This window comes from Microbispora sp. H10670 (genome assembly GCF_014161385.1).
In the GTDB taxonomy this organism is placed as follows: domain Bacteria; phylum Actinomycetota; class Actinomycetes; order Streptosporangiales; family Streptosporangiaceae; genus Microbispora; species Microbispora triticiradicis.
In genome coordinates, this window is record NZ_JABBWW010000023.1 from 84,458 (window position 1) to 106,314 (window position 21,857).

The following is a 21,857-nucleotide window of genomic DNA, read 5'->3' on the forward strand; positions in this document are numbered from 1 at the left end:
CCGGCCGCTCTATTCCGCGGACCCGGCTCTGGTGGCTTGCCGCGCACCGGCTTGCTCGCGGGACGTTCTCGTTCTCCGGAGCCACCCGCTGAAAGCGAACACCCCTTTTCCGGGATGATCTCCGTGAATATGGTGGGCTCGACGTTGCGACGGAGGCTGCTCGGGTGGAGTCAGGGAAGCGGTTCGGACGGCGGCAGCGGCGGGTGCGGCCGGAGGCGGAACCCGCCGCGCCGAGCTCTCCGCCTCCGCCGGCGCCCCCGGCCCAGGAGGCCGGACCACCTCGCCGCCGGGGAGACTGGCTGCGGCTGTACGGCTGGCTGGCCGCCATCATGGCCGCGGTTCTCGTCGGTGGCTGGATCCTCTTCGCCGCCGGGCCGCCGACCGAGGCCGAGTTACGCGAGCAGGCCCGGCTGACGGGGAAGAAGAAGCTCCTGATCGGGGTGAAGGACGACACCCCGGGCATCGCCCTGCGCGACAGGACCGGCGCCTTCTCCGGCTTCGACATCGACATCGCCTACATGATCGCCGGAGAGCTCGGTTTCCGGCCCGACCAGGTGGAGTTCCTGTCCATCGAGACCGAGGACCGGGCCCGCCGCCAGGCCACCGACGCCGACGGGAACTTCGTCACGGTCGACCTCGTGGTGGCGACCTTCAGCATCACCGCCAAACGGCTGCAGGATCCGTCGGTCGGCCTCTCCAGCCCTTATCTGTTCACCGAGCAGTCGGTGGTGACACGGGCCGATCACGCCCGGGTGACCTCCCTCGGCCAGCTCGCCGGTGAGAAGGTCTGCACGCTCGGCACCTCGACCTCGGAGGGCCCGCTGGCCGAGAGCGGCGCCAGGGTGACGGCGGAGAACAAGATCAGTGCCTGCTTCGAGGGGCTGGAGGCCCACCTGTACGACGCCGTCAGCACGGACGCCGCGATCATGGCGGGATTCGTCGCCAAGTCCGGCGGGAAGCTGAGACACCATGACATCGGGCTGGAGACGACCGAGATGTGGGCGGTGAACACGGGCACCAACACCGCCCTGCGCACCCTGGTCGAGCTGGCGTTGTACCGCTCGTACGCCGACCCGCAGAACAGGATGTGGGAGGAGGCCTACGACCGGCACATCCGTCCGATGCTGGCGGCCAATCCCGGGGTGAACGTGGCCCAGAGCACCCAGCCGTGCCTGAAGGCGCCGCAGGTGCGCCGGTGGCCGTGGGAGCGAGCCCTTTCCGCCGATGGCTGCTGAGGCCGGGGAGACGCCAAGGGTCCGCGCGCCGCAGCGCAACCAGGAGTGGGTGCTGACGCTCCTGCCCGCCTTCCCGCTGGTGCTGCTGGTGATGCGGCTCTGGTACGCCAGCAGGCAGGACACGCAGACCCTGCTGCTGCTCGTGCAGTACGTCAGCCCGCTCGGCCTGCTCACCACGGTGCTGCTGACGCTCGTGTGGGTGCTGCCCGCCGTGGTGCTGGCCGGACGGGTGCTCGGGCCGCTCTACCGGCTCAGCACCCGGCGCTCCTTCTGGGTGGCGCGGGCCGCCGACCGGGTGCCCGACTGGGTGGTCGCGGTGGCCGTGGGCGTCGGGCTGCTCGGCTGGCAGCTCCGTTTCCTGCCGACCCTGCTCATGCTCACGCTCGCGGTGGCCGGGCTGACCGTGCGGGAACGCCGCCCACTGGACCGTACGTGGATCCGGGCCGTCTGCCTGGTGGTGCCGGTGGTCTCCGGCGTCCTCGTCCTCCTGCTGTTCCGCCCGGCGATCACGCAGGCGCTGGCGCAGCGTGACGTCGCCACGCTGATCCTGCTCACCGCGCCGCCCGTGCTCGCCCCGCTGGTCACCGGGCCGGTCCCCGCCTTCGCCGCGCCGTTGGTGGTGCACGGCCTGACCTGGACGCTCGCCGTGCTCTTTCCGCTGGTCGCCGGAGTGGTGGTGCTTCGCTCGCCGATCCTGCCGCTCACGGCCATGGAGATCGCCACCAAGCCGAACGGCGGGGCCGAACAGGTCACGATCGGCTACGTGATCGCCAGCGACGACCGTCTCGTCACCATCCTCGAACGCTCCGGCGCGGTCCGTTTCGTACGCAACGACCTGCTGGTGTCCCAGGTGCTCTGCCCGGAGCCGGGCGCGGTCCCGCACACCACCGTGGACCTCCACCAGTGGAACGTCGAGCGGAGCGCCCTTTCCTGGCTCGCTCCCGCGCCTGTGCCGATCCCGCCCGACTCCCGCTGCGAGGGCCGTCCGGCGTCACCGGCCGACCTCGCCCCCGGCGAGGCCGCGGACTCCGGGGGAGGCCCGCGCCGCTGACGACACCTCAGGTGATCGCGGGTGCGCCAAGAGTCCGGCGGACGGCGTCGCGGAGCCAGCGGTGGGCTCCGTCGGCGGCGTGACGGGGGTGCCAGGCCATGCCGATGGTCAGCGGCGGCAGTGGGAGGGGGATGTCGAGGAGTCGGAGGCCGAGGGCGCCGGCGGGGTCGGTGAGGGGCGAGGGGCCGGCGCCGGGGGGTGCGGTGGGGATGAGGCAGACGACGTCGCTGCGGGCGGCGAGGATCATCGCCGCCAGGTGGCCGGGAAGGACGGCGACGACCCGCCGGTGGAGGTTCCGCTCGGCCAGGGCGGTGTCGAGGGGGCCGGTGAACCGGCCGCGGCGGCTGACCGCGACGTGCTCGGCGGCGGCGAGCCGGGCCGGGGTCAGGGTTCCTTCGGTGAGGGGATGACCGGGCCGGACGGCCGCCGCCATCCGGAGGGTGACCAGCTCTTCCACCCGGGTTTCGGGGTCGACGTGGTCGATGGATCCGATCTCCAGGTCGATGCGGCCGTCACGGAGGGCCGGCCCGGCCTCCAGCTCTTCGGCCCGGAACCGCAACGAGACCCCTGGCGCCTCCTGCCGGGCCCGTCGCAGCAGTCCCGGAGCCAGCGCCGCGCCGACGAGGTCGGCGGTCTGCAGGGTGAAGGTGCCGCGCAGGGCGGCGGGATCGACGTCGGCGCCGGGCGTGAGCAGTGCTTCGAGGCGGCGCACCACCGCGGCGGCTTCGTCGCGCAGGGCCTGGGCGCGGGGGGTGGGGACCATGGCCTGCCCCGCCCGGACCAGGAGCGGGTCCTGGAGGATGCGGCGGAGGCGGGCCAGGGTGCGGCTCATGGCGGCGGGGGAGGTGCGCAGGCGGGCGGCGGCGCGGGTGACGCTCTGCTCGGCCAGCAGGGCGTCCAGCGCGACGGCGAGATTGGCGTCGATGATCGGCTCTGAGCTGTTCACCAGCGTAATTCCATTTCAGGCAATTATTCCATGCTTAAGTTCCCATTGTGGCAACACTGTGGCCCTCCGCAGGATTGGAGGCGTTCCGATCCGACGCGACCCACGAGGTTCTCATGATCGTCATTACTGCTCCGACCGGGAACATCGGCCGCCGCCTGCTGCCCCTGCTCCTGGAGGCCGCCCCCGCCCGTGGTGAGGAACTGCGCGTGGTCGTGCGCGACCCCGCCAGGCTCCCCGGCCCGGTACGCGAACGCGTCGAGGTGGTCACCGGCTCGCACGGTGACGCCGAGGTCGTCGACCGGGCCTTCGAGGGTGCCGACGCCGTCTTCTGGCTCGTCCCCCCGGACGCCTCCCTGACCCCTGCGGACGCCTACTGCGGCTTCACCCGCCCCGCCGCGAAGGCGCTCGCCGCCCACGGCGTCGGCCATGTCGTCGGCGTCTCCGCGCTCGGCCGCGGCACCCCGGTCGCCGGACGCGCCGGACTCGTCACCGCGTCCCTCGACATGGACGACCTCATCGCGGGCACCGGCGTCGCCTACCGGGCCCTGGCCTGCCCCTCCTTCTTCGAGAACCTTCTGGAGGAGGCCGGCTCGATCCGCGAGAAGGGAGTGTTCACGGACGTCGTCGCCGCCGACCGCAGGGCCCCCCTCGTCGCCGTCGCCGACATCGCGGCCGTCGCCGCCCGCCTGCTGCTGGACCGCTCCTGGACCGGCACCGGCAGCGTCCCCGTCCTCGGGCCGCGGGACCTTTCCCCGAACGACCTGGCCCGCATCATGACCGAGCAGCTCGGCCGTCCCGTCCGCTACGAACGCCAGTCGCTCGACGACCTGCACGCCACCCTCGCCGGTTACGGCCTCAACGAGGCGTTCGTCCAGGGCGTCGTCGACATGAAGCGGGCCAAGGACGACGGCCTCGACGCCGGTGTCACCCGTACGCCGGACACCGCCTCCCCCACCACCTTCGAGCAGTGGTGCGCCCGGACCCTCAAGCCCGCCGTCCTCGCCTGACGCCTGCCGGCGCATCCGTGATGCCCACCAGACCGAGACCACCTGCCACCACGCGTCCGGTCACGCTTCTACGACACGGAGTTCCACTCCGCGCGCGTCACCGACGTCTGGGTCTGGGAGGCGGACGACCACCACGCCTATCGGCTCCTCATCGACGCGCTGCGCGAAACACCCTTCTGGGACCGCTACTTCGAGGTCGTCGACCTCCTCGTCGGCGTGGAGAACGGCTACGCCCGCACCTACGGCCTCGACCCCGTCGCCACCGTCACCACCTGACACACCGGCACAGCCGCGTGTTCACACGAGAGCGAATCCGAGTGCTTCGGCGGCCTGTGCCTGAAAGCCATCGCGGCTGGCGAAGCCGAGCTTGTCTCCCTCTTCCTCCAGAAGAGGAATCGCCGCGATCTCCGCCAGAGCGAGGTGAATCGCGTCGAGTGCACGCAACGCATGGACATAGACGATCTCGGTGGCGCGCTGTTCGACTGCCTCACGTGGAGCGGCGAGCAGCGTAACAGGACCGTCTTCGCCAAGGTCGGACGATAGAACCGCGAGAGTTCCGTCCAGATCCATCCGTCGGTGCGTGCGTGCCGCACGCACCAGGACACCGGTCACTTCAACCACCGTCAGCGTCCCTGTCACCAAGAGATGATCAGGGTCGTCCAGCAGCTCACGAGCCCGACCATGACCAGGTTCGTCACGAAGGTAGGCGCAGGCGAGGACGGAGGAGTCGACATAGGTCAGCACGGCGGCGGTCAGCGACCTTCGGCCCAGAGCCGGTCGAGTATGGGGCCGATACCCTCGGTCGTTTCCAGAGCGTGTTCGCGGTCAGCGCTCGTCACCCGTGGCGTCTTGGGCACACAACCCTCCGCGAGGACACCCAGGCGGCGGGCCCGGGCGCGCAGTTCCGCCCGCGCATCGAGCGCCTCATCGGCGACGCCTCTCGCGAGGATCTCTCCGGCGGTCGCGTTGATGGATCGGCCCGTGCGGTGAGCTCGGCGCGTGATGCGCCGATGCAGGTCGTCATCGATCCGGAGCAGCAGTTGTTTCACCGTTCGATGCTATCACCGAAGACCGCTCTGGTGATATCACTTGTAGTCGCCGGCCCCGCTTGTCTCCTGTTGGCAGCGGCGCCGAGAGCGGCCTGTGGGGGCGCTCCCGCAGCGTCATGGAGGTTCTCATGCGGCGTTAATCGAGGGCTCAGGGCGGTCCCATCAGGGGTCGCGAGCGTGGGGCCATGAGCGTAACGATGGTGTCCGGGCCGGAGGCGGGGGCGTCCCGCCGGACCCGGCTGGTCGAGGTGGTCGTCCCCGTCCACAACGAGGAGCGCGTGCTGGCCGCGAGCGTGCGGCGGCTGCACGGCTACCTCGTCCGCGAGTTCCCGTACGGCTTCCGCGTGACGGTCGCGGACAACGCGAGCACCGACGCCACGTGGCGGATCGCCGAGCGGCTGGCGGGCGAACTGCCCGGGGTGCGGGCCGTGCACCTCGACCGCAAGGGCCGGGGCCGGGCCCTGCGGAGGGTGTGGGAGGCCAGCGACGCCGACGTCGTCGCGTACATGGACGTCGACCTGTCGACCGACCTGGACGCGTTCCTGCCGCTCGTCGCCCCGCTGCTGAGCGGGCACAGCGACCTGGCCATCGGCACCCGCCTTTCCCCCTGGGCCAACGTGGTGCGCGGCCCGAAGCGCGAGATCATCTCGCGGGTCTACAACCTGCTCCTGCGGTCGCTGATGGGCGTGCGCTTCTCCGACGCGCAGTGCGGCTTCAAGGCCGTCCGCACGGAGGTGGCGCAGGCGCTGCTGCCCGCCGTGCGCGACGAGGAGTGGTTCTTCGACACCGAGTTGCTGCTGCTCGCGGAGCAGCACGGCCTGCGCATCCACGAGGTGCCGGTCGACTGGGTGGACGACCCCGACAGCCGGGTGGACATCGTCAGGACGGCGGTCGGCGACCTGCGCGGCATGTGGCGGGTCGCCCGCGCGAGCCTGCGCCGTCCGCCGGCCCACCCGGCCACCACGTCCATCAGGAGGCAGATCCCGGCGTTCGCGGTCATCGGCGTGATCAGCACGGCCGCCCACCTCGCGCTGTTCTGGACGCTGCGCGCCGTCCTGCCGGCCGTGATCGCCAACGCGGTCGCGTTGCTGGTGACCGCGGTGGCCAATACCGCCGCCAACCGGCGCTTCACCTTCGGCGTACGCGGCCGGGCGGGGGCCCTGCGGCACCACCTGGGCGGGCTCGTCGCCTTCGTCGCGGGGCTCGCGCTGACCAGCGCGGGCCTGACCGCGCTGCCCGCCGGGGCGCCGCGGGCGGGCGAACTGGCCGCCGTGGTCGTCGCGAACGGCCTCGCCACGCTCCTGCGCTTCCTGCTCCTGCGATCCTGGGTCTTCGCGCCCGGCAAGGACTCCCGATGACCGCGCTCGCCACCATGATCCCGATCGGCCGGCGAGCCCCTGCCGCTCCGTTCCTGCGCTGGGGCAGGTGGGCCGTCCTCGTCCTCGCGGCCGTCCTCCACACCTGGGCGCTCGGCCGCAACGGGTACGCCAACGACTACTACGCGGCCGCGATCTACTCCGGCACCCGAAGCTGGAAGGCGTTCTTCTACGGCGCGCTCGACGCCGGGTCGTTCATCACCGTCGACAAGCCGCCGTTCGCGCTGTGGGTCATGGGCCTGTCGGCCCGGATCTTCGGCTTCGGCACGTGGAGCATGCTGCTGCCGCAGGCCGCCGCCGGAGTCGGGTCGGTGGCCCTGGTCGGCTCGGCCGTACGGCGGTCGCTGCGTGGGCTCGGCGAGCGTGCGGCCGGGGTGGCGGCCCTGCTGGCGGCGCTGGTGATGACGCTCACGCCGATCACCGTCGCCATCAACCGGGACAACAACCCCGACACGATCCTGGTGCTCCTGCTGGTGGCGGGCGGGTGGTTCTGCCTGGAGGCGACCCGCACCGGGCGCCTGCGCACGCTGCTGACGGCCGCCGTGCTGGTGGGCCTCGCCTTCAACACCAAGATGCTGCAGGCCTACCTGGTGCTGCCCGCGTTCGCGCTCGCCTACCTGTACGCGGCGCCGGGGCGGCTCGTACGGCGGATCGGGCGCCTGCTCGCCGCCGGGGCGGTGCTCGTCGTCTCCAGCGGATGGTGGATGGTCCTGGTCGACCTGACCCGGGCCTCCTCCCGGCCGTACATCGGGGGCAGCACCGACAACAGCGTGTGGGACCTGGTGATCGGCTACAACGGCCTCGGCCGCGTCTTCGGCGGCACGGGCAACGGCGGACCGGCCCGGCTCCCCGCGGCGGCGTCCGGCGACCTGCCCGAGGGCCTCACCCGGGCCTTCGGCGGCGGCCCGGGAGGTGGCCCGGGAGGCGGATTCGGCGGCACGGCGGGCGCCGGGCGGCTGTTCAACGACGTCATGGCCGGGCAGATCTCCTGGCTGCTCCCGTTCGCCGCGGTGGCGCTCGTCTGCGGCCTGCTCCTGGCCGCCCGGCACACGTACGGGCCCGCGACCCGGCCCGTCCGCGCCGCGCTGCTGCTCTGGGGCGGCTGGCTGCTGGTCCACTTCGCCGTGTTCAGCTTCTCCAGCGGCACGTTCCACCCGTACTACACGACCGCGATGGCTCCCGCGATCGCGGCGCTGACCGGCGTCGGCGGCGTGCTGCTGTGGCGGGCGGCCCGTACGTCCCGGGCCTGGCGACCGGTCCTGGCGGCGGCCGTCGCCGTGACGGGCGCCTGGGCGTTCGCCGTGCTGCGCCGTACGCCGGAGTTCGTGCCCTGGCTCGCCTGGACGATCGCGGGCGTGACGGCGATGGCCGTGCTCGCCCTGGTGGCCTCGGCGTTCGTCCCCGCGAAGCGAGACGCGGACCCCGACGGCGGGCGCGGAGGCCGTGCGGCCACGCGGGTCACGGTGGTGGCACGGGTCACGGCGCTCGCATCGGCCGCGGCGGTCCTGGCCGGGCTCGCCGGACCGGCGGCGTACGCCGTGACGCCGCTCGGCACGGCGGTGAACGGCACCAACCCCACCGCAGGCCCCACGACCGGACGCGGCGGCGCCCCCTTCGGCGGGCGCGGTGGCATCCCCGGTGGCATCCCCGGCCAGGGCACACCGCCCGGGGGGCCGGAGGACGGGACGGACGGACGGCTGGACGGGCGGCTGGGCGGACCTGGAGGGATGGGCGGGGCCGTGGACGCCGAGATGGCCGCCTACCTGAAGCGGAACAAGGGCGGTGCCACCTGGCTGGTCGCCGTGGGGAGCGCGCAGAGCGCCTCCTCGCTCATCCTGTCGACCGGAGAGCCGGTCATGGCGATGGGCGGCTTCACCGGCTCCGATCCCGCGATGACCGTGGACCTGCTGAAGAGGTACGCCGCGGACGGCAGCCTGCGGTACGTCCTGCTCGGCGAGGGCCGCAGGCCCGGCGGCGGGGCCGACTCGTCCGTCACCGCCTGGGTCAAGGCCAACGCGGCCCTCGTCCCGGCGTCCGAATACGGCGGAACCGGGACAAGCTCCCTTTACCGCCTGAGCTGAGCGCGTACGAGCGCCGATATCGGGACCGGACGTGTTCGGCCGCCACCTTCGCGGGTACGGGAAGGGCCTCTCGATGACGAAAGGACGATCACCCGTGACTCCTCCGCTCCCTGAAGGGAGCGGCTTCTCGCTAGGCCGCTTTCGCAGCGTCGCGAAGGGCAAGCCCTGCCCTGAGAATGTTCACGGCCGCGTTTATGTCGGCGTGCGCGGTATGTCCGCACGCCTGGCATCGGAACGCGGCCTGGGTGACGCGGTTCTCCTTGGCGCAGTACCCGCAACGCGGGCAGGTTCGGGAGGTGCAGGCGGGGTTCACCGCGATGAGCTCTCGACCGGCGCTTTCAGCCTTGTGCGCGAGCACACGCAGGAACACCCCCCAACCCGCGTCCAGGATGCTCCGGTTGAGGCCGGACTTCTGCGCGACGTTCCGGCCGGGGGCCTCGATAGTGCCGGACGCCGACCGGGTCATGTTCGCGATCCGCAGGTCCTCGTGCACGATCACGTCGTAGCCGCAGACCAAGCGCAGCGCGGCCTTGTGCGCGCCGTCCAGGCGCTGCCGCCGCACCCTGGCGTGCAGGGCTGCGACACGGGCCACGGCCTTGCGGCGGCGCCTGGAACCACGCTTCTTGCGGGCCAAGTCCCGCTGAGCACCAGCCAGACGTTCGGCCGACGCTTTGAGGTGGCGTGGGTTGGCCAGATGCTCCCCCTCCGATGTGGTGACCAGCGAGGCCACGCCCATGTCCAGCCCGACGACCGCACCCGTCACCGGGAGCGGCTCCGCGGGCACGTCATCGCAGGACAGGACCACATACCAGCGGGCACCTTCCCGCTTAGCACTGATCGTCTTCACCCGGCCCCGCACCGGCCGGTGCCGGTGAACCCGGACATGGCCGACGCCCTGCAACCGGACGTACGTCGCACTCGGGTGCTCGGGCTGGGAGTCCCACCGGCAGCCGTCGCCGTCCCTGGGCCACTCCACCGTGTCGAACCACCCGCGCCCCTTGAACCGCGGGAACCCCGGCGTCCGCCCCGCCTTCATGCGGGCGAAGAACGCAGCGAACGCCTTATCCAACCGGCGCAGTGTGGCCTGCTGGGAGGAGAACGACCAACGCCCCTGCCCGTCGGGGTCATCGGCGCGAATGTGCTTCAGCTCACCCGACTGGTCGCCGTACCGGACACTCACCCCGGCCTTACGGTAGGTCGTACGCCGGTGCTCCAACGCCGCGTTGTAGAGCTGCCGGTGATCCTCCACGCAGGCCGACAGCGCGACGGCCTGCTTACTCGTCGGGCGCAGCAAGAACTTGTAGGACCTACGCACAACCATCCCCCAGGGGGCTGCGCTCGTACCACATCTCGATGTAAGGCTGCACCGCCCGCGCGCAGACCGCACCGACGTAGGACCCCGACCCCAGCGTGGGCAACTGCGAGCGCAGGTGGGGGAACTCGGCGTGGTATCCGAGGTCATACGCCGCACCGGGGGTTGTGCGCACCTGACGAGCCACACGGCCATCATGACAGTGCTGTGAATCCAACGTGCTGAAGAAAGGAATTCACGATGAGTGCAGAAAGAACACCGGTCAGGGACGGCATTCCCCCGTCGCCTGAAGGCGACGGGGCTCCTGCCGAGGCTTTGATGGACACGGAGGCCTTCATCGCCCTCCTGAACGAGGATCTGGAGAGCGAGTACCGCTCGATCGTGCAGTACGTCCAGCACGCGGCGACGATCAAGGGCGCGCAGTACCTGTCGATCATCGAGGAGCTCAAGCAGCACCTCGGCCAGGAGCTCAACCACGCGAGCACGCTGGCCGAGCAGATCGACTTCCTCGGCGGCGTGCCGAGCGTCCGCGTTCCCGAGATCCCGGTCGCGACCGACAGCGCGCAGGCGTTGCGGCTCGACCTCGAACTGGAGCAGGAGCAGCTGCGCCGCTACCGCGAGCGGGTGGAGCAGGCCCAGCAGCTCGGCCTGAGCGACGTCGCCGAGGCGCTGCGCCCGCTGCTCCAGCAGACGCAGGACCACGTCATGGACCTGCAGACCGTGCTGGGCGAGTGACGGACCGCCTACCGGCGGATGAGGCGCGCGGGCTCGCGGCCGGGACGGGTCGCGTCGCCCGCGCGTCCGGCGCGTCCGCCAGGGCGGCGGTGCCTCGGCGAGGGGTCACGAGGTGTGCGCATCCGCAGGGGCGGCCCCTCCGCCGAACATCGTGACCGCGGTCTCCCGCCCTGTCGCCTGGTTCTCCGCGACGTAGGGCCGCAGTTCCTCCTCGTACGCGGCGAACGCGGTCGTGTGATCGCCGCCCGCCGAGGCGAGGGCGCGTGCCAGGGCCCGGGCACCGACCAGTGCCTGTGAGGTGCCCATGCCGCTGGTCGGCGCGGCGCAGTACCCCGCGTCGCCGACCAGCGCGACCCGGCCCGCCGACCAGCGGTCCAGGTGGACCTGGCAGGACGAGGAGAAATAGAAGTCGTCGGCCTCGCTCATCGCCTGTAGCAGCCGGGGCACCTCCCAGCCGCGCCCGGCGAAGGCGGCGCGCACCGCCTGCTCCTGCTCGTGCCGGGGCCGCCGGTCGAGCGCGGGGGAGGCGGTGGAGAAGGAGAGGCTGACCGTGAGCCGGTCGGCGTCGCCCGTGCTCAGCAGGAAGATCGCCCGGTCCGCGCCGTGCTGCAGTATTCCGCTCCGGCGGAGTCCGAGGTGGTTGACGGTGCTGAAACCGGCGCCGGAGAGGCCCAGGTGCCGCAGGGTGCCGGCGGGCGAGCCGAAGGCCAGCCGTCTGACCTTCGAGTGCACGCCGTCGGCGCCGAACACGAGGTCGAACTCGCGGGTGGCGCCGCGTTCGAACTCGGCCGTGATCCTGGACTCGCGCTCGGTCAGCGCGCTGATCGAGTCGTCGAACACGTACGTCACGTCGCCCGCCGTGATGCGGTGCAGGATCCGGGTCAGCTCCCTCTTGGGCACCTCCAGCTCGCCGGCGAAGGCCTCGGCGGGCAGCCGCCCGATCTGGGTGCCCTCCTCGTGGACGAGGAGATCTGCTGGCCGGCGCCAAGCGGTGCCTTGTCGAACGCGGCTGGGCGCACACGACCGTCCGTGACATCGCCTCGGCCGCCGGAGTCAGTCACGCCGCCATCGGCTACCACTTCGGCTCCAAGGACGCCCTGCTCACGCAGGCCCTCGTGGAGGCGGTCGACGAGCTCTCCGAGGAGCTGGCCTCTCGCACTCCGTCCGACAGGCCCGAACAGCGCTGGCAGGTGCTGATCGACAGCTTCACCACGCACCGGGCGCTGTGGGTGGCCCAACTCGAGGCCGCGGTGCGGGCCGAGCGGTCACCGGAGGTACGCGAACACCTCGCCAGGGGGCAGCGGGAAGGACGCGAGGGGCTCGGCGGCTCGGTGCCGCTCGCCCTGTTGAGCGGTCTGATGCTGCAGTGGCTGGTGGATCCGGACCACGCGCCCGGCGGCGCGGAGGTGATCGCCGGGCTTCGCTCACTCGCCACTCGGCTCTGAGGGCTCCGGGCGCCCGACGCGGCGCCACGGGGCGCGCGGCCCGGCGGGCGGGTGGCGTGGAGTCTGGGTCCGTGCGGCGGGCGGGTGGCGCGAAGCGCAGGTCAGCGCGGCTGGTGGAGGGTGTAGTCGTCGAGGGCGCGGACGATCAACGCCCTCGCGTCGTCCCTGAAGGCCGCCGCTTCCCAGAACTCCTCGAACGCCCGGGCGTAGAAATCCACCTCGCCGGCGTCGCGCAGCAGCAGGTCCCTGGTGCCGGTGGCCACCCCCACCAGGGCGTTGTCGTAGATCCAGAACGAGTTCGTCAGCGCGGACGGCAGCGGCGCCTCGAACGGCAGCAGGCCGAACTCCACGTTCGGGAGTGTCGTCACCGCGATCAGCCGGTCGAGCTGGCCGCGCATCACGTCGGGTGGCGCCAGCCGGTAGCGCAGCACCGACTCGGGCATGACGAACCGGAACCGCCGCGCCGGGTCGTACAGGATCTCCTGGCGCCGCATGCGCACCCGGATCGCGTCGTCCACGTCCGCGGTCGACTTGTACAGCCGCCTGAGCTTCCCGAAGACGTGCCGGGCGTACTCGGTGGTCTGCAGCAGCCCGATCACCGCCCCGGGCTCGAAGGCCCGGAACAGGAGGGTGCGCGTCTCCAGGTCGCGGATGTCCTCCTGCAGGGCGGCCAGGCCGTTCCGGTGCCGCTGCCGCCAGGAGTCCTGCCGCTCCTGGAGTCCGGCCGCCTGCCTGACCAGCGCGTCGATCGTCTGCGGGTCGGCCTCCACGGCCTTCCCCCACGCGGCCACGTCGTCCTCGGAGGCGGTCTGGCGGGCGTTCTCGATGCGCGAGACCTTCGACGGCTGCCAGTGGAGCCGCTCGGCGAGGTCCTTCCCGGACAGGCGGGCGTTCTCCCGCAGCCGGCGCAGCCGGACCCCCAGGTCCATGCGGGCTTGATGGAAACCGCTCACTTCCACCTCCGCATGCGGGCGGTCCTGCGATTGCGCAATCCTAGTGCGGGAGCGGCACGAGGCAGTTCAGGGCGGGACCGGCACGCGGACCGCGCGCAGGCGTTCCCCGAGCGCCTTGGCCTGCGCGTCGAGGAGCGGGCTCGCGGCCACGCCCCTGCCGAGCAGGCCGCGGATCACGAAGTTGAGCGCGTGCAGGTTGGGCAGCGCGAACCGCTCCACCGGCAGCCCGCCGATCTCCGGCAGCAGTTCCCCGAGCCGCTCCACGGTCAGGAACGCCGCGAGCCACGGGTAGCGGGCGGGGTCGCGCACCCAGACGCCGAGATTGGCGTCACCGCCCTTGTCACCCGACCGCGCGCCCACGACCCGGCCCAGCGGCCGGACCGGCCCGGCCGTGAGATCACCCGCGTACGGCGGTGCCGCCTGGTGATCCGTGACGCCGCCGGTCGGGCCGTACGCGTCAGGGGAGACCAGCGGCCCTGGCGGCGCGTACGGCACCTCGATGCGGACCCCGCCGACGGTCACGACCGGGAGCACGGCACGGGCGTCGACCGCGGAGGGCCAGTAGACGCCGTAGGGGGAGGCGTCGGCGGGCGGCGTCAGCCCGAAGAAGCCGGGGTAGCTCGCCAGGCCGGTCTCCACCACCGCCGAGGAGAACGCCCGTCCCGCCTTGCGGGCGTCGGAGTCCATGACCGTGATCCGCAGCAACGCGGTCCCACCGGTCTCCGCGGCCGTACCCGGCTCGTACGCGTGCGGGCCGAGGGGGGTCAGCTCCACGTGGACCTGGTCGAAGGAGTCCCGGGGCACGCGGGCCCAGATCGCCTCCTGCGCGACCCGGGCCTTCGTGGCGATGTCCAGGCCGGTCAGCACCAGCGTCATCGTGTTGCGGTAGCCGCCGACGTAGGTGACCGCCACCTTCAGCGTCTCCGGCGGGGCCTCACCGCGTACGCCCGTGATCCTGACCCGGTCGGGCCCCTCCTGCTCCAGGTGGACGGTGTCGAACCGGGCCGTCACGTCGGGGCCGAGATAGCGGGGCGAGGCGATCTCGTAGAGCAGTTGCGCGGTCACGGTGCCGGTCGAGACCAGCCCGCCGGTGCCCGGGTGCTTGGTGATGACGCTCGACCCGTCCGCGTACAGCTCGGCGATGGGGAAGCCGCAGTCGGGGAGGCCGGTCACCTCCTCGAAGAAGGCGTAGTTGCCGCCGGTCGCCTGGCAGCCGCACTCGATGACGTGCCCGGCGACGACGGAACCGGCCAGCGGGCCGAGGTCGCCGGGCCGCCAGCCGAACCACCACATGCCGGGCCCGGTGACCAGCGCCGCGTCGGTGACCCGCCCGGTGACGACGACGTCGGCGCCGTGCTCCAGCGCCACCGCGATCGGCCGTCCGCCCAGGTAGGCGTTCGCGGTCAGCGGAGTCTCCCGCAGGATCTCGCCGGTGCCGGCGTTGACCGGCGGCCCGGCGAGCGGCATGAGATCGTCGCCGGTGACGTGGGCGACGCTCGCGCGCAGCCCCAGCCGGTCGGCCAGGGCGGACACCGCCTCCGCGCAGCCGGCCGGATCGAGGCCGCCCGCGTTGGAGACCACCCTGATGCCCCGGTCGAGGCAGGTGCCGAGGACCTGCTCCATCTGGGTGAGGAAGGTGCGGGCGTAGCCGGGGCGGCCCTTGAGCCGGTTGCCGGCGAGGATCGACATGGTGAGCTCGGCGAGCCAGTCGCCGGTCAGGACGTCGATCGGCCCGCCCTCGACCATCTCCCGCGCCGCCGAGAGCCGGTCGCCGTAGAAGCCACCGCAGTTCGCGATCCGCAGCGGTCCCGGTCGCCCGGCCCCGGCCGTCATCGCGCGGCTTCCGCGCCCGAGATCTCGGCGGGGACCCAGGCGGCGGGGCGTTTCTCGGCGAAGGCCCGGATGCCCTCCCGCCCCTCCTCCGAGGTGAACCGCTCGGCCGACAGCGCGGCCATCTCCCGCAGGCCCTCCTCGACCGGCATCAGCGGCACCTCGCGGACGAGCCGCTTGGTGATCGCCAGCGCCTCGGGGCCGCCGCGCAGCAGCATGCCCGTGTAGTGCGCCACCGTCGCGTCGAGGTCCTCCTCGGGTACGGCCCGGGTGAGCAGCCCGATCTCCACCGCGCGCGCGGCGGTGAAGACCTCGCCGGTGAGGAGGTACTCGGCCGCGGCCCGGGGCTCCAGGCGGCGCAGGCAGGTGGCCGCGATCATCGCGGGGACCACCCCGAGCCGCACCTCGGTGAACGCGAACGACGCGCTCACCGGGGCGATCGCGAAGTCGCACGCCGCCACCAGGCCGAGGCCGCCCGCCCTGGCCGTGCCGTTGAGGCGGCACACGACCGGCTTCGGGCTCTCCCAGATCCGCAGCATGACGCCGGGGAACGACGCGGTCACCGGCGCCCCGCCCGCGCGCTGCTCCTTCAGGTCCGCCCCGGCGCAGAACACGGGCCCGGCGCCGGTCAGCACGATCACCCGTACGGCGGGCTCGTCCAGCGCCCGTGACAGGGCCTCGTCGAGTTGCGCGAGCAGCCGGGACGACAGGGCGTTGCGGTTGTGCGGCGAGTCGAGCGTGATCGTGGCCACGCCACCCGCCTGCTCCCACCGCACGAGATCCCCCGGCTCGCCGGTCGTGTTCATCTCTGCTCCGCCTCCCCCCTCGGAGCCGCGCCCGGATCGGAGCCCGAGTCCGGGCCGGGAGCCACGACCGCACCACCACCCGCGGCCGTGCCCGGGTCCACGCCCGGAACCGTGCCGCTTGGAGCCGTGCCGCCCGGAACCGTGCCGCTTGGAGCCGTGCCGCCCGGAACCGTGCCGCCCGGAACCGTGCCGCCCGGAACCGTGCCGCCCGGAACCGTGCCGTTTGGAGCCGTACCCGAGTTCGCGCCCGGGTTCACGCTTGGGTCCGCGACCGGAGCCGCGCCGCTCAGAGCCGTGCCCGTGCCCGGCTCCGGGCCGCCGGCGTCCGTGGGGAGGTCGCCCCGCGTGTCCGTCTGGGCGTTCTCCCCGGTGCCGTCGCGGCCCGCCGCCAGGCCGCCCGCCGGGTCGGCGGCGGCCACGGGTGCCTGGCCGGGGGCCGGGGCGCCCGTAGTGTCCGCAAACGGATCCCACGGCCGGACACCGGCCGACTCGTGATCCGCGTTGCGGGTCTCGGTGGGGGCTCCCTCGCGGGCCTCGACATCGGGCCTGGTCTCGGGCCTGGTCTCGGGCCTGATATCGGGCTTGGTCTCGGGCGCGGGTTCGATGTCGGCCAGGGGCACGCCCGCCTCGACCCGCGCGCCGGGCACCACGTGCAGGGCGGCCACGGTGCCGGAGGCGGGGGCCACGATCAGGTGCTCCATCTTCATCGCCTCCAGCACGACCACCGGCTGCCCGGCCTCGACCACGTCGCCGGGCTTCACCTCGACACGCAGGACCGTACCCGGCATCGGGGCGGGCAGTGCCCCCGGCGACACCCGCGCCGCGGGCTCGGGCAGCCGCTCCACCGGGGTGAGCCGGACCGGCCCGAGAGACGAGTCGACGTGCACGAGCCGCCGATCACCGGGGCCCGGGTAGACGGCCACGTCGAACGCGTGCCGCAGGCCTCCTGTCTCCAGCACCACCCGGCCGGGCTCGGCGGACACCAGGGCGACGTCCTCGAAGCCCTCGGCCCGCAGCCCGTCCCTGCTCAGCCGGTAGGCGATCTCCAGGCGGCCGCCGTCCTCCGTGTCGTACGCCGGGCGCCGGGGCTGCGAGGGCACGTTGCGCCAGCCGCTCGGCAATCCGCCGAGCACCCCGTCGCGCCGCGCCTCCGCCCGGTTCGCCGCCGCCCCGGCGAGCGCCGCCGCGAGGGCCGACAGCCGTACGGCCCCGGGCCCGGCGAGCGACGCCGGAACGGGCCGCCGGTCGAGGAACCCAGTGTCGAGCGCGCCGGACAGGAAGTCCGGATGCCGCAGCACGCCCACGAGGATGTCGCGGTTGGTCGTCAGCCCGTGGATGCGGGCCCGCGCGAGCGCGTGCGCCAGCCGCCGGGCCGCCTCCGCCCGGTCCCCGCCGTACGAGACGACCTTGGCGAGCATCGGGTCGTAGTGGACGCCCACCTCGCCGCCGGAGACCACGCCGGAGTCGAGCCGCAGCCGGGCGCCGAGACCGAACTCCCCGTCCACGCCGGGGATCTCGAAGCGGTGCAGCACGCCGCTCTGGGGGCGTCCCTCGGCGTCCTCCGCGTACAGGCGGGCCTCGATCGCGTGGCCCACCGGGCTCGGCGGCAGCGCGGCGAGCCGCGCGCCCTCGGCCACCTCGATCTGCAGCCGGACCAGGTCGACCCCGTAGACGCACTCGGTCACCGGGTGCTCCACCTGCAGGCGGGTGTTCATCTCCAGGAAGAAGAAGTCCTCGTCCGACACGAGGAACTCGACGGTGCCCGCGCCGGTGTAGCCGATCGCGCGGGCGGCCCGGATCGCGGCGTCGCTCAGCTCCCGGCGCAGTTCGGGGGTGACGGCGGGGGAGGGGGCCTCCTCGATCACCTTCTGGTGGCGGCGCTGGATGGAGCACTCCCGCTCGCCGAGGGCCCAGACCGTGCCGTGCTCGTCGGCGAGGATCTGCACCTCGATGTGGCGGGCGCCCTCCTGCAGCGGCTCGGCGAACAGCGTGCCGTCGCCGAAGGCCGACAGGGCCTCGCGGCGGGCCGACGCGACCGCCTCGGCGAGCCCGGCCTGGTCGCGCACCACCCGCATGCCCCGCCCGCCGCCGCCCGCCGACGCCTTGACCAGCACGGGAAACGTGAGCTGGGGCGGGGCGTCCGGGGACAGCGGGATGGTCGGCAGGACCGGCACCCCGGCCTCGGCCATCAGCGCCTTGGCCTCGATCTTCGTGCCCATCGCGGCGACGGCCTCGGGTGAGGGGCCGATCCAGGTCAGACCGGCGTCGAGCACGGCACGGGCGAAGCCGGCGTGCTCGGACAGGAAGCCGTACCCGGGATGCACCGCGTCGGCCCCGGAGCGGCGGGCCGCCTCGATCACGCGGTCCGGGTCGAGGTACGCCAGCGGGGCGCCGAGCCGTACGGCCTGGTCGGCCTCGGCCACGTGCGGCGCGTCCGCGTCGGCGTCGGAGAAGACCGCGACGGTCTCCACGCCCAGCTCACGGCAGGTGCGGAACACCCTGCGGGCGATCTCCCCGCGGTTCGCCACCAGCAGCCGCCCGATCATGACCCACCCCCGCGAATATGGAAGCCGAAGAGCATGCCCGTCACATCCGGAAGACGCCGTAGCCGGCCCGCCCGGGGTCCGGCGCCCCCGCGACCGCCGACAGGCACATCCCGAGCACCGTGCGGGTGTCGCGCGGGTCGATGACCCCGTCGTCGTAGAGGCGGCCGGACAGGAAGAAGGCCGCCGACTCCGCCTCGATCTGCGTCTCGACCGCCGCGCGCATCGCCGCGTCGGCCTCCTCGTCGTAGACCTGGCCGCGCGCCTCGGCCGCGGCCCGGCCGACGATCGACATCACCCCGGCGAGCTGGGCCGGGCCCATCACGGCCGACTTCGCGCTCGGCCAGCTGAACAGGAAACGGGGGTCGTAGGCCCGCCCGCACATGCCGTAGTTGCCCGCGCCGTAGGAGGCCCCCATCACGATCGTGATGTGGGGCACGGTCGAGTTGGCCACCGCGTTGATCATCAGCGAGCCGTGCTTGACGATGCCGCTCTGCTCGTACTCCCTGCCGACCATGTAGCCCGTCGTGTTCTGCAGGAAGACGAGCGGCGTACGCGTGGCGTTCGCGAGCTGGATGAACTGCGCGGCCTTCTGCGACTCGGCCCCGAACAGCACCCCCTGGGCGTTGGCGAGGACTCCGACCGGATGGCCGTGGACGCTCGCCCAGCCGGTGACCAGGCTCGGCCCGTAGAGCGGCTTGAACTCGTCGAAGTCGCTGCCGTCCACCACCCGGGCCAGGACCTCGCGGGGATCGAAGGGGACCTTCAGGTCCTCCGGCACGATGCCCAGCAGTTCGTCCTCGTCGAACAGGGGAGCCGGGTAGTCGCGGGCGGCGGCGTGCCCGGCCCCGCGCCGGCCGATCCGCCGCACGATCCGGCGGCCGATCCGGAGCGCGTCGTGCTCGTCGGCCGCGAGGTGGTCGGCCAGGCCGGAGGCGCGGGCGTGCATCTCCGCCCCGCCCAGCGACTCGTCGTCGGACTCCTCGCCGGTCGCCATCTTCACCAGCGGCGGGCCGCCGAGGAACACCTTGGCCCGCTCCCGCACCATCACGACGTGGTCGCTCAGGCCGGGGACATAGGCCCCGCCGGCGGTCGCGTTGCCGAAGACGAGCGCGATCGTCGGAATCCCGGCGGCCGACAGCCGGGTCAGGTCGCGGAACACCTGCCCGCCGGGGATGAAGATCTCCTTCTGCGTCGGCAGGTCCGCGCCGCCCGACTCCACCAGGTTCACGTACGGCATGCGGTTGCGCAGCGCGATCTCGGTGGCCCGCAGCGTCTTGCGCAGCGTCCAGGGATTCGACGCGCCGCCGCGCACGGTCGGGTCGCTGGCCGTGATCACGCACTCGACGCCCTCGACGACCCCGATCCCGGTCACCACGCTCGCGCCGACGGGGAACTCGGTGCCCCAGGCCGCCAGCGGGGACAGTTCGAGGAACGGCGCGTCGGGGTCGACCAGCAACTCGATCCGCTCCCGGGGGAGCAGCCCGCCGCGCTCGCGGTGCCGCTCGACGTACTTCGGCCCGCCGCCCGCGACGGCCTTCGCCTGCTCGGCCTCCAGTTCGGCGAGCTTCGCCAGCATGGCCTCGCGCCTCGCGCCGTACTCGGCGCCGGAGGGGTCCAGCCGGCTCACGAGCACGGTCATGGCGCCACCGAACCGACTTGTGTCACGGTGAGAACCTCCGGTTGGTCCGCGATCACGTCAACGAGCCGAGTCTGCCACCGGGCGGTGACATTCGTGCCGCACACTCCTGGCCGGCCGTGGTACAGCCGTGGTTCAGCCGTGGTTCCGCGGGGTCAGCCGCAGTGGGACCACGCGCTGCTCCAGGAGGCGCCCCCATACCCGCCGCCCCAGATGACGCACCTGCCCTTGGCGGGCAGCCGGAGCGGCCCCGCGTACACGGTGTAGGCGCCGGCGTCGGCGGCCGACGCGCCCCCCTTCACCTTCAGCACCACGCTCATTCTGATCTTAGCGGGCATCGTGTAGCGAGAGAGCGTGATCACGCAGTTGCGGCCGGTGGAGGCGTTGTAGAGCAGGTACGTCGTCGCCTGCCCGCCGTACGAGTGGGAGTCGACGACGGCGAAGCCGGTCCCGCACACGCCCTTGGCCGTGTACGGGTTGGGCTTGGGCGCGGCGGTCTTCGTGGGAGTCGCCTTCGCCGTCGGGCTGGGCCTGGGCGTCGCGGTGGCCTTCGTCGGGGCCGGACTGGCCTTCGCCGTCGGAGGAGCCTCCGTGGGCTCCGCCGCCGGTCCGGTCGCCGTGGGGGACGGCCGCGCCTGGCGGGCGGGCGAGGCGGCGGGCTTCGCGGTCGCACCGGGTCTCGCATCGGGTCTCGCATCGGGTCTCGAACCGGGCCTCCGGGTCGCGGAACCCGGCGAGGGACTCCCGGTCCGGTGTCCCGAGGGAGTCGCCAGGCCGGACGGCGGCGGGATCGCCGGTTCGGCGGGCGCGGACGCCGCCTGGCCGGGCGCCTCCGTCGCGGTGGTCTCGCTCCCGGCCGCCCGCACCGAGACCCAGGACGGCACCACGAAGGCCGCGGCGACCAGGGCGGGCACCCCGATCCCGGCCGCCGTCCAGGTCAGCACCGTACGCCGGGGTCTCCTCCCCCCGGGCACGGTGACGTGCCCGGGGGGAGCCGCGGCCTGTGCAGGGGGTGGCGGGGGAATGAGGTGGGCCTGCCCGGTGAGGCGCGCGACGACGTCCTGAGCGGAGGGCCGCGGCGCGGGGTCCTTCGACAGGCAGGCGGCGACGATGTCCCGCAGGGGCGCCGCGAGGTCGCCGAGGTCGGGCTCGTCGCGCAGGATGCGGGTGATGACCGAGGGGATCGAGTCCGCGCCGAAGGCGGGCCTGCCGGTGGCGGCGAACACCATCGTGACGCCCCAGGCGAACATGTCGGCCGGGGCGCCCGCCGTGCCGCCCGACAGCACCTCGGGGGCCAGGTAGGCGGGAGTGCCGATGGACGCGCCGGTCGCGGTGGCCTGCGGCGAGTCGAACGCCCTGGCCACCCCGAAGTCGATCACGACCGGCCCCTCCGGGCCCATCAGCACGTTGGCCGGCTTGAAGTCGCGGTGGGTGATGCCCGCGCGGTGGATGGCGGCCAGCGCCGTCGCCGTGCTGATGGCGAGCCGTTCCAGCGCCGCTCCCCGGCGCGGGCCCTCCCGGTCGACCAGTTGCCGGAGCGACGGGCCCGGCACGAACTCGCTGACGATGTACGGCTGGTTGCCGGCGAGGTCGGCGTGCAGCACGGGGGCGGTGCAGAACGGCGCGACCCGCTGCGCCAGCGCCACCTCGCGCAGGAAGCGCTCCCGCGCCTCGGGATCCGCCGTCAGCCGCGTGTGCAGCAGCTTCACCGCGACCTGTTCGCCCTGCGGGCCGTGGCCCAGGAAGACGACCCCCTGGCCGCCCTCCCCGAGCCGGTCGACGAGCGTGAACGGGCCCAGGCGGGCCGGGTCCCCAGCCTCTAACGCCACCATCGCCCCCGATTACCCCG

At 73.1% G+C, this 21,857-nt stretch carries 19 protein-coding genes and 2 pseudogenes; 9 read left to right on the plus strand and 12 right to left on the minus strand.

What is annotated here, in order from left to right:
• The first annotated feature begins 164 nt into the window (after positions 1-164).
• Positions 165-1,235: a transporter substrate-binding domain-containing protein gene (locus HHX33_RS27035; protein WP_182877057.1), complete on the plus strand. Its 1,071-nt coding sequence runs from the start codon at positions 165-167 to the stop codon at positions 1,233-1,235.
• Positions 1,225-2,286 (plus strand): hypothetical protein, encoded by a 1,062-nt coding sequence (locus HHX33_RS27040; protein ID WP_182877058.1) that lies wholly within the window; start codon positions 1,225-1,227, stop codon positions 2,284-2,286. Before HHX33_RS27035 ends, HHX33_RS27040 begins: the two co-directional genes overlap by 11 nt.
• Before the next feature lie 7 nt (positions 2,287-2,293).
• Here the strand turns inward: HHX33_RS27040 and HHX33_RS27045 are convergent, their stop codons facing one another.
• The gene (locus HHX33_RS27045) at positions 2,294-3,232 is read right to left on the minus strand and encodes a LysR family transcriptional regulator (RefSeq protein WP_220502235.1); all 939 of its coding nucleotides are present in this window, start codon (positions 3,230-3,232) and stop codon (positions 2,294-2,296) included.
• 113 nt (positions 3,233-3,345) lie between these two features.
• On the opposite strand from HHX33_RS27045, the gene HHX33_RS27050 reads away from it, so the two are divergent.
• Positions 3,346-4,239, plus strand: a complete 894-nt coding sequence (locus HHX33_RS27050; RefSeq protein WP_182877059.1) for an NAD(P)H-binding protein — start codon at positions 3,346-3,348, stop codon at positions 4,237-4,239.
• A gap of 42 nt (positions 4,240-4,281) precedes the next feature.
• Entirely contained in the window at positions 4,282-4,515 is a 234-nt protein-coding gene (locus HHX33_RS37760; protein ID WP_220502253.1) for a darcynin family protein, read from the plus strand.
• Between the two features lie 21 nt (positions 4,516-4,536).
• On the opposite strand, the gene HHX33_RS27060 is transcribed toward HHX33_RS37760, so the two are convergent.
• Complete coding sequence (locus HHX33_RS27060; protein WP_182877060.1) at positions 4,537-4,983, minus strand: type II toxin-antitoxin system VapC family toxin; 447 nt, start codon at positions 4,981-4,983, stop codon at positions 4,537-4,539.
• 8 nt (positions 4,984-4,991) lie between these two features.
• Entirely contained in the window at positions 4,992-5,288 is a 297-nt protein-coding gene (locus HHX33_RS27065; RefSeq protein ID WP_182877061.1) for a FitA-like ribbon-helix-helix domain-containing protein, read from the minus strand.
• 185 nt (positions 5,289-5,473) lie between these two features.
• On the opposite strand from HHX33_RS27065, the gene HHX33_RS27070 reads away from it, so the two are divergent.
• Both HHX33_RS27070 and HHX33_RS27075 read left to right on the plus strand, forming a co-directional pair.
• Complete coding sequence (locus HHX33_RS27070; RefSeq protein WP_182877062.1) at positions 5,474-6,646, plus strand: bifunctional glycosyltransferase family 2/GtrA family protein; 1,173 nt, start codon at positions 5,474-5,476, stop codon at positions 6,644-6,646.
• A complete protein-coding gene (locus tag HHX33_RS27075; RefSeq protein ID WP_259402887.1) occupies positions 6,643-8,745 on the plus strand; it encodes a glycosyltransferase family 39 protein in 2,103 nt (700 codons plus the stop codon). The genes HHX33_RS27070 and HHX33_RS27075 overlap by 4 nt, the downstream gene beginning before the upstream one ends.
• A 130-nt stretch (positions 8,746-8,875) precedes the next feature.
• Here HHX33_RS27075 and HHX33_RS27080 read toward each other — a convergent pair whose 3' ends face one another.
• Both HHX33_RS27080 and HHX33_RS27085 read right to left on the minus strand, forming a co-directional pair.
• Entirely contained in the window at positions 8,876-10,066 is a 1,191-nt protein-coding gene (locus tag HHX33_RS27080) for an RNA-guided endonuclease InsQ/TnpB family protein (RefSeq protein ID WP_182877063.1), read from the minus strand.
• Positions 10,053-10,244 (minus strand): hypothetical protein, encoded by a 192-nt coding sequence (locus HHX33_RS27085; RefSeq protein WP_259402888.1) that lies wholly within the window; start codon positions 10,242-10,244, stop codon positions 10,053-10,055. Before HHX33_RS27085 ends, HHX33_RS27080 begins: the two co-directional genes overlap by 14 nt.
• 131 nt (positions 10,245-10,375) lie before the next feature.
• Here HHX33_RS27085 and HHX33_RS27090 point away from each other — a divergent pair, with 131 nt between their 5' ends.
• Positions 10,376-10,792: a ferritin-like domain-containing protein gene (locus HHX33_RS27090; RefSeq protein ID WP_117409557.1), complete on the plus strand. Its 417-nt coding sequence runs from the start codon at positions 10,376-10,378 to the stop codon at positions 10,790-10,792.
• Between the two features lie 105 nt (positions 10,793-10,897).
• Here the strand turns inward: HHX33_RS27090 and HHX33_RS27095 are convergent, their stop codons facing one another.
• Positions 10,898-11,692 (minus strand): FAD-dependent monooxygenase, encoded by a 795-nt coding sequence (locus tag HHX33_RS27095; RefSeq protein ID WP_220502237.1) that lies wholly within the window; start codon positions 11,690-11,692, stop codon positions 10,898-10,900.
• Between the two features lie 74 nt (positions 11,693-11,766).
• Between HHX33_RS27095 and HHX33_RS37410 the strand changes: the two are divergent.
• Positions 11,767-11,886: pseudogene (locus HHX33_RS37410) on the plus strand (helix-turn-helix domain-containing protein); the annotation flags it as partial.
• A 21-nt stretch (positions 11,887-11,907) separates the two neighbouring features.
• Positions 11,908-12,237 carry a hypothetical protein gene (locus HHX33_RS27100; protein WP_310741550.1) on the plus strand — a complete coding sequence of 110 codons (330 nt, stop codon included), beginning with the start codon at positions 11,908-11,910 and terminating at the stop codon, positions 12,235-12,237.
• Between the two features lie 101 nt (positions 12,238-12,338).
• Here HHX33_RS27100 and HHX33_RS27105 read toward each other — a convergent pair whose 3' ends face one another.
• The 6 genes and pseudogenes from HHX33_RS27105 to HHX33_RS27130 all read right to left on the minus strand — a co-directional run bounded on the left by HHX33_RS27105 (position 12,339) and on the right by HHX33_RS27130 (position 21,840).
• Positions 12,339-13,166, minus strand: coding sequence for a helix-turn-helix domain-containing protein (locus HHX33_RS27105; protein ID WP_220502238.1), 828 nt, complete (start codon positions 13,164-13,166; stop codon positions 12,339-12,341).
• Positions 13,167-13,256: 90 nt separating this feature from the next.
• Positions 13,257-15,023 (minus strand): acyclic terpene utilization AtuA family protein, encoded by a 1,767-nt coding sequence (locus tag HHX33_RS27110; protein WP_182877064.1) that lies wholly within the window; start codon positions 15,021-15,023, stop codon positions 13,257-13,259.
• Positions 15,020-15,826 (minus strand): enoyl-CoA hydratase-related protein, encoded by an 807-nt coding sequence (locus tag HHX33_RS27115; protein ID WP_182877065.1) that lies wholly within the window; start codon positions 15,824-15,826, stop codon positions 15,020-15,022. The genes HHX33_RS27110 and HHX33_RS27115 overlap by 4 nt, the downstream gene beginning before the upstream one ends.
• 602 nt (positions 15,827-16,428) lie before the next feature.
• Positions 16,429-18,372, minus strand: a pseudogene (locus HHX33_RS27120) (acetyl/propionyl/methylcrotonyl-CoA carboxylase subunit alpha); the annotation flags it as partial.
• Between the two features lie 40 nt (positions 18,373-18,412).
• Positions 18,413-20,011 (minus strand): acyl-CoA carboxylase subunit beta, encoded by a 1,599-nt coding sequence (locus HHX33_RS27125; protein WP_182877066.1) that lies wholly within the window; start codon positions 20,009-20,011, stop codon positions 18,413-18,415.
• A 152-nt stretch (positions 20,012-20,163) separates the two neighbouring features.
• The gene (locus tag HHX33_RS27130; protein WP_182877067.1) at positions 20,164-21,840 is read right to left on the minus strand and encodes a serine/threonine protein kinase; all 1,677 of its coding nucleotides are present in this window, start codon (positions 21,838-21,840) and stop codon (positions 20,164-20,166) included.
• Positions 21,841-21,857: the final 17 nt, after the last annotated feature.